We start from the raw sequence: 12,417 nt of genomic DNA on the forward strand, positions 1-12,417 counted from the left end.
AGTCGGTCGCTTGCGTTGCATGGAGTCTAAACAGCGTGCCCACCCCGCCAGGTAACGAAGCGATGCGTGAATGTCATCGTTTGGTTACATTGCCGGCCAGGTTGCTGGCCAGGCTGGGGGCCAGTGGCAAACCTGGCAGCAGCAGCGCCTGGTAGGCGTGATAGAGGTCGGGCTTGCCCGGCCAGAGGGTCCCGGCCGGCTGGTTGTGGGCATCGAGTTCGTGGTGCCAGCTGCCGCCGAGGGTGTCGATGAAGTGGCTGGCGATGAACTCCCAGCAGGTGCGGTACCACTGCTCGTACTGCGCCTCGCCGGTGCGCTGCAACAGGGCCGCTGCGCCAGCGCAGGCCTCAGCGTGCACCCAGTGCAGGCGTGCATGCACCACGGGCTGCCCGGCCCAGTCCAGGGTGTAGACGAAACCGGGCGCGCCATCGACCTTCCAGGCCTGCTGGCAGGCTGCGTCGAACAGTGCCCGGGCGCTATCCGGCAGCCACTGCGGGGCATGCAGGCCGGCCCGTTCGAGACTGGCTTCCAGGTGCAGCAGCAGCCGCGCCCATTCCAGGGCATGCCCGGGCGTGGTGCCATAAGGCCGGAAGTGGTCGGCCGGATGCTCAAGGTTGTAGTGCGGCAGTGGCTGCCAGAGCGCGTCGAAATGCTCGATGACCCGGTAGCCGTTGGCAGCAGCATGGGTACGGATGATGCGCTCGGCAATACGCAAGGCGCGCTTGAGCCACAGGCTGTTGCCGGTGACGTCTGCCAAGGCCAGAAAGGCCTCGGTCGCGTGCATGTTGCTGTTGGCACCCCGGTACGGCTCGGGCAGTTGCCAGGCGCGGGAGAAGGTTTCCTGCAGGGCGCCTTCTTCTTCGCTCCAGAAATGCGCTTCGATCACATGGATTGCGTCGGCCAACAGCGCGGGGGCGTCGACAGCGCCCGCCACCACTGCCGAGCTGGCGGCCAGTGCAACGAAGGCATGCAGGTAAGCCGCCTTGCCGCTATCGTCGTGGCCACCGGGGTGGGCGAACCAACCGCCGTAGGCGGCATCCTGCATGGCACCGCGCAAAGCGGCCACGCCGTGTGCCGCGTAGTCCAGGCAGCCGGGTATGCCCTGCAGGTGAGCCAGGGCGAAGCAGTGGGTCATGCGAGCAGTGTTCATGGTTTCGGCACGGGCGCCGGGGGCTAACTGCCCCTTGGCATCCAGGTTGCCGAAGCCGTCGGGCAGTTTCGCGGCCTTGACGAAGACCAGCAGGCGCTGTGCTTCGGCCACGCGCCAGGCGGTGTGGGCCGGGGCGTTGAGCCAGCTGGTGGAGGGCAGATTGGGGGTGTTCATGGGCCAGCTTGATCCTTGCCAGTCATGTGCGAAGTCTAGTCAGCCGGGTTGGCCGGGAGGTCACGAAGCAGGCCAGGACTGTCACTGGGCAGTGACATCTATGTGGCCTGCAATGGCCCTATCGCCGGCAAGCCAGCCCCCACAAAGACCATAAAACTTTCAAGGTTTACGCTGTACCTGTGGGAGCTGGCTTGCCGGCGATAGGGCCAGAACTGCCACCACAAACAACTCAGTCCATGCCCCGCGGCAGATACAGGGTCACCCGCAACCCGCCTTCGCGCAGGTTCAGCAAGCTCACCTCGCCCCCATGGCTATGGGCAATGTTGCGCGCGATACCCAACCCCAGCCCATAGCCCTGCTGCTGTCCGGCCAGCCGAAAATGCGGCTCGAACACTTGCTCCAGCTGCTGCTGCGGGACGCCCGGCCCCTGGTCGTCCACCTGCAGCACAAAGCCCTCGGCACTGTCGATGATGCGCAGCCGCGCCTGCTCGCCGTACTTGATGGCGTTGTCGATCAGGTTGCCGATGCAACGCCGCAGCGCCAGCGGCTTGCCTGGGTAAGGCGCCTGCGCCCGGCCTTCTACCGTGATGCGGCCATCACGCAGATAAGGCTCTGCCAGAATCTCCAGCACCTGGTTGAGGTCGACCGGCTCTATGTTTTCGTGGATATCGGTGTCCTTCACGCATTGCAATGCACCTTTCACCAGCAGCTCCAGCTCGTCCAGGTCCTGACTGAACTTGGACTGCAGGCGCTCGTCTTCCAGCAGTTCGACACGCAGGCGCAGGCGGGTGATCGGCGTGCGCAGGTCGTGGGAGATGGCGCTGAACAGCTGGCTGCGTTCGGTCAGGTAGCGGCTGATGCGCTCACGCATGCTGTTGAACGCACGGCTTACTTCAACCACTTCGCTACCACCACCTTCCGCCACCGGCGCCACATCGGCGCCCAGCGACATCTCGCGCGCAGCGCGCGCCAGGCGCTTGAGCGGCCAGCTCTGCCAGTGCACCAGCAAACCGATGAACAGCAGCAGCAAGGTGGTGGTGAGCACGATGAAACCGATCTGCTGGCGTGGCAGGCGTTCGGCCTCAAGGCTGGTATAGGGCTCGGGCAGCAACGAGGCGATGTACAGCCATTCGCCCTCGCCCAGGCGGATCTGCGTCACCAGCACCGGCGGGTTGAGCGGCTCCAGGGTCAGTGAGTAATGCGCCCAGGAGCGTGGCAGCTCGTCGAGTTTCAGGCCGCTGTTGAAAATGCGCAGATCGTCGGGCGCGACGAACTCAACGGAAATATCCATCTGCGAGCCCAGTCGCTCATGCAGTACCTGCTGGAATACATCGATCACAGCCTGCTTGCGTGGGGTGATGGGCAGCACCGGCATGTCGAGCGGCTTGGCGTTGAGCGAGACGAAAAACCGCGTGCCGCCCATGCTGCGCAACTGGTCGAGCACCATCGGCCGATAGGCCACCGGCAGCGAGCGGAAGTAACTGACGCTGGCGCTCATGGAATGGGCCAGGCTGCTGGCGCTGGCGCGCAGGCCCTGCAGCTGGCTGGCACGCAACTGGGCCACCCAGATGATGCTCGACAAGCCTTGGGCCAGCAGCACTACCAACAGGGTGAGCAGCAGCATGCGCCCCAGCAGCGAGCGCGGCAGCAGGCGCCAGCGCCGGTCAGGGCGCACTGCAGACATGCGCCGCCAACAGGTAGCCGCTGCCACGCACCGTACGGATCAGCCGCGGGGGCTTGTCGGTATCGCGCAGGCGCTGGCGCAGGCGGCTGACCGCCATGTCGACGATGCGGTCCAGCGGCATCGGCTCGCGACCACGGGTGGCGTTGCCTATGGTGTCGCGGTCGAGAATCTGCTGCGGATGGTCGAGGAACAGTTTGAGCAGGGCGAAGTCGGCGCCGGACAGAATCACCTCTTCGCCGTCGTGGTGGAACAGACGGTGGCTGACCGTGTCTAGGCGCCAGTCGTCGAAAGCCAGCACCGCACTGCCCGGCGCCGACTGGCCGAATTCGGCGCGGCGCAGCAGGGCCTTGATCCTTGCCTGCAGTTCCCGAGGGCTGAAGGGTTTGCCCAGGTAGTCGTCGGCGCCCAGCTCCAGGCCAATGACCCGGTCGGCTTCGTCGGAGCTGGCGGTGAGCATGATGATCGGCACCCGTGCCTGGCGCGGGTGCTGCCGCACCCAGCGGCACAGGCTGAAGCCGTCTTCGTCGGGCAGCATGACGTCGAGGATGACCAGGTCGCAGGGGGTGGTTTCCAGGGCGTGACGAAAGCCCTTTCCATCGGCTTCGGCATGCACCTGGAAGCCGGAGCGGCTCAGGTAGGTTTGCAGCAGTTCGCGGATTTCCTGGTCGTCGTCGACCATCAGGATCGATTTGCCGGCAGTGCTCAAGGTGGTCCTTCCTCTTGTTAGTTACAGGTCTTGGTTGCCTGTTATTGGGGCCGCTTCGCGCCCCATCGCGGCACAAGGCCGCTCCTACAGGGACCGTGCTGTGCCGGAACTATCAGCGGCCCTTTACACTTATCTGTGGTCCAAGGCCTGCTGCAAGGCCACACCGGCCCCTAGCAAGCCGGAAAACTCCGCGGTTACCAGCCACACCGGCACGCCAGCGAAATAGCCACTCATGCAGCCCTTGTCGGCAAAACTCGCGGCAAAACCGCTACGCAGGAACAACTCGGCAAAACGCGGAATCACACCGCCGACAATATAGACCCCACCCCGCGCGCCCAGGGTCAGCACATTGTTACCCGCCACGCGCCCAAGGAACCGGCAGAACTGCTCGACCACCGCCAGCGCCCGTGGCTCGCCGCCCAGCGCTGCGTCAGTAATCTGCGCCGGGGTCTTATGCCTGGGTATGTCGCCATCCAGCGCACAAATTGCCTGGTACAGCCGCACCAGGCCACCGCCACTGAGCACGGTCTCGGCACTGACATGGCCGATCTGCCCGTGGATCTGTTGGTGGATTGCCGCTTCGCGGGCATTGCCCACCGGCAGGTCGACATGGCCGCCCTCCCCCGGCAAGGCCTGCCAGTGCTGTTCGCCCAGGCGCAGCAGCGAACCCACCCCAAGGCCAGTGCCTGGCCCGATCACCAACGCTGGCCGCGACGGGTCAGCCTGACCAGGGCACACCTCGCGAAACTCCCCTTCGCGCAGGCGGGTCATGCCCAGCGCCATGGCGGTGAAATCGTTGATCAGCAACAGCCGTTCAACCTGCAAGGTCTTGCAGAAAGCCGTACGGCTAAGGCGCCAATGGTTGTTGGTAAAGCGAAATTCATCGCCATCGACCGGCCCTGCTACCGCCAGGCATACAGCCGCCAACCCGCCGCGGGCGATACCTTGGCCTTCGAGATAAGCCTCGATAGCCTGCTCCGGGCTGGTGTAGTCCGCAGTGGCAAAGACTTTTACCTCATGCAGCTGGTTGTCACGCCACAACGCAAAACGGGCATTGGTGCCACCAATGTCGCCAACCAGCAGGTCCTTCATTTGAGGTTCTCCAGGGCCGAGGTGAAGGCACTCGCGCCCTGCTCTGCCGGGCTGAACGCCATGCGCATGAAGCCGAACAGCTCGCGCCCGCAGCCCAGGTCATTGCCCTGGGGGGCCGGCGGCAGGTCGCGGCTGGCCAGTTCTTCGGCCGACACCATGACCCGCAATGTGCCTTCGACGCCATCGACCCGCACGATATCACCATCGCGCACCCGCGCCAGCGGGCCGCCGTCATACGCCTCGGGGCAAACGTGGATGGCCGCTGGGATCTTGCCCGAGGCACCGGACATGCGCCCGTCGGTGACCAGCGCCACCTTGTAGCCACGGTCCTGCAGCACACCGAGGAAGGGTGTGAGCTTGTGTAATTCGGGCATGCCGTTGCAACGCGGGCCCTGGAAGCGCACCACGGCGACAAAGTCGCGTTCCAGCTCGCCGGCCTTGAACGCATCGGCCAGCGACTGCTGGTCCTGGAACACGCGCGCCGGGGCTTCGACCACCTGGTGCTCGGGGGCGACAGCAGACACCTTCATCACGCCACGGCCCAGGTTGCCTTCCATCACCCGCAGGCCGCCTTCGGCCGAGAACGGCCGCGCCACCGGGCGCAGTATGCTTTCGTCCAGGCTCTGTTGCGGCCCCTCGCGCCACACCAGCTTGCCATTGTCGAGGAACGGTTCCTGGGTATAGCGGCGCAGGCCGTGGCCAGCCACGGTGTTGACGTCTTCGTGCAGCAGCCCGGCATCCAGCAGTTCGCGAATCAGGAAGGCCATGCCACCGGCGGCCTGGAAGTGGTTGATGTCGGCCTTGCCGTTGGGGTAGACGTGGGACAGGGTCGGTACCACCTCGGAGAGGTCGGCCATGTCCTGCCAGGTCAGCTGGATACCTGCCGCCTGGGCAATCGCCGGGATATGCAGGGTGTGGTTGGTCGAGCCGCCCGTGGCGTGCAGGGCGACAATCGAATTGACCAGTGCCTTCTCGTCAACGATTTCGCCCAACGGCATGAAACTGCCGCTGGCCTTGGTCATGCGCGTGACCTGCTGCGCGGCCTCGGCGGTGAGGGCGTCGCGCAGCGGCGTGTACGGGTTGACGAACGAGGCGCCCGGCAGGTGCAGGCCCATCACTTCCATCACCAGCTGGTTGGTATTGGCGGTGCCGTAGAAGGTGCAGGTACCCGGGCTGTGATAGGAGTTCATCTCCGACTCCAGCAGCTCTTCACGGCTGGCCTTGCCTTCCGCATAACGCTGGCGCACATCGGCCTTCTGCTTGTTGGAAATGCCGGACACCATCGGCCCGCCCGGGACGAAGATGGTCGGCAGGTGGCCGAAGCGCAGCGCGCCCATCATCAGGCCCGGGACGATCTTGTCGCAGATGCCCAGCATCAGCGCGGCATCGAACATGTTGTGCGACAGCGCTACCGCCGTGGACATGGCGATGACTTCGCGGCTGGCGATGGCCAGCTCCATGCCAGGCTCACCCTGGGTCACGCCGTCGCACATGGCCGGCACGCCCCCCGCGAACTGCCCGACCGAACCGACCTCGCGCAGTGCCTGCTTGATCTGCTCGGGGAAGTGCAGGTACGGCTGGTGGGCAGACAACATGTCGTTGTAGGCCGAGACGATAGCCACGTTGGCCGCGTTCATCAGGCGCAGAGTCTGCTTGTCCTCGCTGCCGCAACCGGCCACGCCATGGGCGAAGTTGGCGCACTGCAGGCTGGCACGCATGGGGCCTTCACTGGCCGCCCCGCGAATCAGCTGCAGGTAGCGTTCGCGGGTGGCACGGCTGCGTTCGATCAGCCGCTGGGTGACCTCAAGGATGCGCGGATGCATGTACTGAACTCCAGGCTAATTGTAAGGGCGGTTTACCGGGCATTTCCCCTCCAAACGATTGCGGCCTAGGCTCAAGGTAAGGAGCCTGCTGCATCGGCGGAAGCACATCGCCCAACCACTCGTTGTATGTTTAAACAAAATACTGCCACTAAAAAGGCTTGTTTTCTATCGGCCAGTGAATAATCTTGTAATTCCAACAACAAAACCGTTTCAGTGAAGCTCCTTTTTGCCACAGGTTTCACTCGGACTGCCAGAGGTACTGCCATGACCCTACGCATCGCCATCAATGGATTCGGCCGCATCGGTCGCAACGTCCTGCGCGCACTGTATACCCAAGGCTACCGCCAGGACCTGCAGGTCGTCGCCATCAACGACCTGGGCGACAGCGCCATGAATGCTCACCTGCTCAAGTTCGACAGCGTGCACGGCACGTTCGAAGCCACGGTCGAGGCCGACCACGAAAGCCTGACGGTCAATGGTGACCGTATCGCGGTCAGTGCCATCCGCAACCCGGCCGAACTGCCCTGGAAGGCCGAGGCGATCGACGTGGTGTTCGAGTGCACAGGGCTGTTCACCGACCGCGCCAAGGCCGCTGCACACCTTGCGGCAGGGGCGGGCAAGGTAATTGTCTCGGCGCCGGCCAAAGGTGCCGATGCCACCGTGGTGTACGGGGTAAACCATGACATCCTGCGGGCCTCGCACCAGGTCATTTCCAACGCCTCCTGCACCACCAACTGCCTGGCACCGATCGCCCAGGTGCTGCACCGCGAGTTCGGCATCGAGCAAGGCCTGATGACCACCATTCACGCCTACACCAATGACCAGGTGCTGACCGACATGTACCACAGCGACCCGTACCGGGCGCGCTCGGCCACCCAGTCGATGATCCCCAGCAAGACCGGCGCCGCCGAGGCCGTGGGCCTGGTGCTGCCTGAGCTGGCCGGCAAGCTGACCGGCATGGCAGTGCGGGTGCCGGTGATCAACGTGTCGCTGGTGGACCTCACCGTCAACCTCAAGCGCGAGGCCACGGCCGAGCAGGTCAACCAACTGTTCCTCGAAGCCAGCCAGCATTCCAAGGTATTGGGCTACAACGCGTTGCCATTGGTTTCCTGCGATTTCAACCACAACCCGCTGTCGTCGATTTTCGATGCCAACCATACCCGGGCCAACGGGCGCATGCTCAAGGTGCTGGCGTGGTATGACAACGAGTGGGCGTTCAGCAACCGCATGCTGGATAACTGCCTGGCGTTGTGCCAGGCCCGCTAAGACCTGGCACGCTCCCACAAGGGACCACACAGGGCGGGAACTCACAATCTTTACCTTTTCCTAACATTTCCACACTTGACCAACGCCACGGATGATAAGCATTATCATTAACCTTTCGTCGGCCAGGTCCCCCCGTGAGTCAGTCCCGGTTCAACTCCGTCTTCCTCATCCAGCGCCTCACCCTGTTGCGTACCTTGCAGCGCTTGGTTGGCAACCCCAGCACGGCCGAAGACCTGCTGCAGGAAACCTACCTGCGTGTGTCCCGCGCCCTGGGCGAGCGGCCCATCGAGCACATCGAGCCGTTCGTGTTCCAGACCGCGCGCAACCTGGCACTGGACCACCTGCGCGCACGCCGGGTGCAGGCACGCATGCTGGTCGACGACGTGCCCGACGAAGTGCTGCACAGCGTGGCCGCACCCGCCACCAGCAGCGAGGATGCCGCCCACGCCGAGCAGCTGCTCAAGCACCTGAGCGTCAGCCTCAACCAGCTGAGTGAACGCCAGCAGCGCATTTTCATCCTCAGCCGCCTGCACGGCGCCACCTACCTGGAAATCGCCGAACAACTCAGTGTTTCGCCCAGTACGGTGCAAAAGGAACTGAAACTGATCATGGCGATCTGCATGGGTGTTGCCGAACGCCTCAAGTAAGCTGACCGCAGGCGAACGGCGACGCAAAGCCCTTGCCACACCCCGTCTTAGCCTTGATCATTCGCAAAAAACCATTCAAGGATTCACCGTGACCGACAGCCCTGCCCCTCGCCCGTCACCTGCCGGGCCTAGTGCCCGTGCTCGTGCCATGGACGAGGCGCTGGACTGGCTGGTGCGCCTGCAATGCGCCGATGCCGCAGACACACAGGCCTTTGAAGCCTGGCTGAGTGCCGCGCCAGAAAACGCCGAGGCCTATGTCGAGGCAGAAGCACTGTGGAACGGTATGCCGTTGCATCAGGCGGCCACGCAGATGCACCAGCAGCAACGCCGCTCGTGGCGCGGGCGCCTGCGCAGCCACTGGAAACCCCTGGCCACCGCTGCAGTGTTGCTGGTCGGGCTGTTCACCGTCGGCAACCTGCCTACCCGCATGCAGGCCGACCACCTGACCGTGGTGGGCGAGCGCCAGCGCCTGCAACTGGAAGACGGTGCAAAAGTGCTGCTCAACACCAACTCGGCATTTGCCAGCGACCGCCGGGAAGGCCGCCAGGTTGCTCGCCTGCTGCAGGGTGAGGCCTACTTCCAGATACCCGAGGGCGCACTGCTGCCGCTTGAGGTAGAGGCCGGGCCGTTGCGCGCACAGGTGCGCGATACCGACTTTGCCGTGCGCTACCTCGATGGCGAGGCTCAGGTGCGGGTGCAACGCGGCGATGTCGACCTGCAAGGGGCACGCGACCAGCGCATCCGCCTGAGTGCCGGCGACAGCATCAGCGTGGGCCCGCAGGGCTTCGGCCAGCGCCAACGCGCCGACATGCAAAAGGAGCTGGCCTGGGTCGACGGCCGCCTGGTGTTCGAGAATTGCCCGCTGAGCCAGGTGCTGGCTGAAGTGCGGCGTTACTATCCCGGCTGGATCATCAACCGCAATGCCCAGCTCGAAGACGTTGCAGTCACGGGCAACTACCGCCTCGACCAGCCGTTGGAAACCCTGCGCGCACTTGCCCATATCACCTCGGCACAGCTGCATGAGTACCCTGCGCTGGTGATTCTTAACTGACCCGGAAATTATTTTTACGCGATCGCCCTGCCCCGCCCGTCTCGTTATAGCCAATGCAACTGATTCTTGTTTGAAAACGAGAACAGCAATCACCTATAACAGCCCGCGCATCAGGGAGCGCTTTCGATGTCCACTGGTCCTACCCGCACGTCCACCCTTCCCCGCCGAACCGGGCAACTGTCCCTGTTGACCCTGGCTCTGCTCGCCAGCGGCGCTTGCAGCCTGCCAGCGCTGGCCGCCGAACCGGCCCAGGCCAGCAGCCCGCGCATGGGTGACTACCGCTTCAGCATCGGCCAGCAGCCGCTGGTGTCGGCGATCAATGCCTTCAGCCAGGTCACCGGCTGGCAAGTCGGCTTCAGCGCCGAGCTGGCCGACGGCGTGGCTTCGCCGGGTGTACAAGGCTCGCTGCCGCCAGATGCCGCCCTCAAGCGCCTGTTGCAGGGTACCGGGCTGAGTTTTCGCAAGATCAGCAACGGCAACGTGGTGCTTGAGCGCCAGGCTGGCGGCAACGTAATCGCCCTGCAGCAGGTGACCGTCAGCGCCACCCGGAGTGCCCAGGACGTCAGCCAGGTGCCAAGCACCGTCAGCGTGCAGACCCGAGAGCAGCTGGACCGGCAGAACGTCAGCAACATCCAGGACCTGGTGCGCTACGAGCCGGGCGTATCGGTGGCCGGCACCGGCCAGCGCAGCGGCCTGAACGGCTACAACATCCGTGGTATCGACGGCGAGCGGATCCTCACCCAGGTCGACGGTGTATCGATCCCGGACAGCTTCTTCTATGGCCCCTACGCCCAGACCCAACGCAACTACGTCGACCCGGAAATCGTCAAGCGCGTGGAAATTCTCCGCGGCCCGGCCTCGGTGCTGTACGGCAGCAACGCCATCGGCGGCGCGGTGAGCTACTTCACCCTCGACCCCGACGACATCATCAAGCCCGGGAAGGACGTGGGTGCGCGCCTGAAGACCGGCTACAGCTCGGCCGACGAAAGCTGGCTGACCTCCGCCACCGTCGCCGGCCGCGAGGGTGATTTCGATGGCCTGCTGCACCTGAGCCAGCGTAACGGCCACGAGACCGAAACCCACGGCAGCCACAGCGGTGCCGGCCTGTCGCGCACCGAAGCCAACCCGATGGACGTGCGCACCACCAACGTGCTGGCCAAGCTTGGCTGGAACTACGACGACGACGCGCGCCTGGGCTTCACCTACGAGCGCTACAAGGATGACCGCGACCAGAACATCCTCAGCGCGGTGGGCGGGCCGTTCATTCCGGGCTTTGGCGGCATGGGTTACTACAAGGCGCGCAGTGGCAACGACACCATCACCCGCGAGCGCTTTGGCATCAACCATGAGTTCGGCCTGGATTCGCTGGTCGCTGACCACGTCAAGTGGAGCCTCAACTACCAGATCGCCAAGACCGACCAGCATACCGAAGAGGTCTACGCACCGCCTGGCCGCCAGGTACTGCGCACGCGTGACACGACCTACAAGGACCGCCAGTGGGTCTTCGATGCCCAGCTGGACAAGGCATTCAGCATCGGCGCCACCGACCACCTGCTGACCTATGGCACCACGATCAAGCACGAGAAAATCACCGGTACGCGCAGCGGCACGGGCACCTGCCTGGCCGTGGGCTCCGGTTGCTCCGCCGCCGGCGCCGAACGCCCGGCAGACGGCCAGGTTCTGGTCAGCGACTTCCCGGACCCGACCGTGAACACCTACAGCCTGTTCGTGCAGGATGAAATCCGCTGGAACAAATGGACCTTCATGCCCGGTGCGCGCTACGACTACACGCGCATGGAACCCAAGTTCACCGACGAATTCCTGCGTGGCCTGGAGTCCACCGGCACGGCACCCACCTCCCAGGACGACTCGGACAAGAAGTGGCACCGCGTCTCGCCCAAGTTCGGCCTGACCTACGCCTTCAACGACAATTACACCTGGTATGGCCAGTATGCCGAAGGGTTCCGTACCCCGACCGCCAAGGCCATGTACGGAAAGTTCGTGAACCTCGAGGAAGGTTACCGCGTAGAAGGCAACCCAGGCCTGGAACCGGAAAAGAGCAAGAGCTATGAAACCGGCCTGCGTGGCAACTTCGACGCGGGTAACTTCGACGTCGCGGTGTTCTACAACAAGTACCGCGACTTCATCGACGAAGATGCGGTGCAAAGCGCCAATCTGGAACAGACCTTCCAGGCCAACAACATCAAGCACGCCACCATCAAGGGTGCCGAGGTCAAGGGCCGCCTGAACCTCGACCACTTCGGCGCGCCGCAAGGCCTGTATACCCAGGGTTCGATTGCCTACACCTATGGTCGTAACGACGACACCGGTGAGCCGCTGAACACCGTCAACCCGCTGAAGGGCGTGTTCGGCCTGGGTTACGAGCAGCAGAACTACGGCGGCCTGCTGAGCTGGACGCTGGTCAAGCGCAAAACCCGTGTCGATGACTCCAGCTTCTACTCGCCAGATGGTTCGAGCTCGAAGTTCCGCACCCCGGGCTACGGCGTGCTGGACCTGACCGGCTTCTACAAGGTGACCGACGACGTGACCATCAACGCCGGCCTGTACAACCTCACCGACAAGAAATACTGGCAGTGGGACTCGGTGCGCAGCTACGACGGCCAGGGTGAAGCAGCTGTGACCCAGCCAGCCAACATCGACCGCCTGACCATGCCGGGGCGCAACTTCGGTATCAATGTGGTTTGGGATATCTGATCCGTACCAAAAATTTAGGCCTGTGAGCTCTCTGTGGGAGCGGCCTTGTGTCGCGAATGGGCTGCGCAGCAGCCCCAGTAATCTTTGCATCAGCACAGAAAATCTGGGG

9 protein-coding genes are annotated in these 12,417 nt (G+C 64.0%); 4 read left to right on the forward strand and 5 right to left on the reverse strand.

Annotated features, from left to right (window positions below):
• Positions 1-73: 73 nt before the first annotated feature.
• The 5 genes from ACN6NG_RS24100 to edd all read right to left on the reverse strand — a co-directional run bounded on the left by ACN6NG_RS24100 (position 74) and on the right by edd (position 6,629).
• Positions 74-1,324, reverse strand: a complete 1,251-nt coding sequence (locus ACN6NG_RS24100; protein ID WP_474316610.1) for a D-mannose isomerase — start codon at positions 1,322-1,324, stop codon at positions 74-76.
• Between the two features lie 229 nt (positions 1,325-1,553).
• Positions 1,554-3,008, reverse strand: a complete 1,455-nt coding sequence (locus tag ACN6NG_RS24105; protein WP_063426432.1) for an ATP-binding protein — start codon at positions 3,006-3,008, stop codon at positions 1,554-1,556.
• Positions 2,989-3,714, reverse strand: a complete 726-nt coding sequence (gltR, locus tag ACN6NG_RS24110; RefSeq protein WP_043196841.1) for a two-component system response regulator GltR — start codon at positions 3,712-3,714, stop codon at positions 2,989-2,991. Before gltR ends, ACN6NG_RS24105 begins: the two co-directional genes overlap by 20 nt.
• A 129-nt stretch (positions 3,715-3,843) precedes the next feature.
• Positions 3,844-4,806, reverse strand: coding sequence for a glucokinase (locus ACN6NG_RS24115; protein ID WP_049277579.1), 963 nt, complete (start codon positions 4,804-4,806; stop codon positions 3,844-3,846).
• Positions 4,803-6,629 carry a phosphogluconate dehydratase gene (edd, locus tag ACN6NG_RS24120; RefSeq protein WP_016501286.1) on the reverse strand — a complete coding sequence of 609 codons (1,827 nt, stop codon included), beginning with the start codon at positions 6,627-6,629 and terminating at the stop codon, positions 4,803-4,805. The genes ACN6NG_RS24115 and edd overlap by 4 nt, the downstream gene beginning before the upstream one ends.
• A 264-nt stretch (positions 6,630-6,893) precedes the next feature.
• On the opposite strand from edd, the gene gap reads away from it, so the two are divergent.
• The 4 genes from gap (at position 6,894) to ACN6NG_RS24140 (ending at position 12,308) form a co-directional block, all read left to right on the forward strand.
• Positions 6,894-7,895 carry a type I glyceraldehyde-3-phosphate dehydrogenase gene (gene gap, locus ACN6NG_RS24125; protein WP_063426430.1) on the forward strand — a complete coding sequence of 334 codons (1,002 nt, stop codon included), beginning with the start codon at positions 6,894-6,896 and terminating at the stop codon, positions 7,893-7,895.
• 134 nt (positions 7,896-8,029) lie between these two features.
• Positions 8,030-8,542, forward strand: a complete 513-nt coding sequence (locus tag ACN6NG_RS24130) for an RNA polymerase sigma factor (protein ID WP_474316613.1) — start codon at positions 8,030-8,032, stop codon at positions 8,540-8,542.
• Between the two features lie 88 nt (positions 8,543-8,630).
• Positions 8,631-9,593, forward strand: coding sequence for a FecR family protein (locus ACN6NG_RS24135; protein ID WP_063426426.1), 963 nt, complete (start codon positions 8,631-8,633; stop codon positions 9,591-9,593).
• A 126-nt stretch (positions 9,594-9,719) separates the two neighbouring features.
• Positions 9,720-12,308 (forward strand): TonB-dependent receptor, encoded by a 2,589-nt coding sequence (locus tag ACN6NG_RS24140; protein ID WP_353455779.1) that lies wholly within the window; start codon positions 9,720-9,722, stop codon positions 12,306-12,308.
• Positions 12,309-12,417 lie beyond the last annotated feature (109 nt).

It is taken from the genome of Pseudomonas sp. TSO6, from assembly GCF_056098905.1.

What these genes read in the sequence shown, in the direction of transcription:
- edd (WP_016501286.1), bottom strand. Translation starts at nt 6,629, where the DNA reads ATGCATCCGCGCATCCTTGAGGTCACCCAGCGGCTGATCGAACGCAGC.
- ACN6NG_RS24100 (WP_474316610.1), bottom strand. Translation starts at nt 1,324, where the DNA reads ATGAACACCCCCAATCTGCCCTCCACCAGCTGGCTCAACGCCCCGGCC.
- ACN6NG_RS24115 (WP_049277579.1), bottom strand. Translation starts at nt 4,806, where the DNA reads ATGAAGGACCTGCTGGTTGGCGACATTGGTGGCACCAATGCCCGTTTT.
- gap (WP_063426430.1), top strand. Translation starts at nt 6,894, where the DNA reads ATGACCCTACGCATCGCCATCAATGGATTCGGCCGCATCGGTCGCAAC.
- ACN6NG_RS24105 (WP_063426432.1), bottom strand. Translation starts at nt 3,008, where the DNA reads ATGTCTGCAGTGCGCCCTGACCGGCGCTGGCGCCTGCTGCCGCGCTCG.
- ACN6NG_RS24140 (WP_353455779.1), top strand. Translation starts at nt 9,720, where the DNA reads ATGTCCACTGGTCCTACCCGCACGTCCACCCTTCCCCGCCGAACCGGG.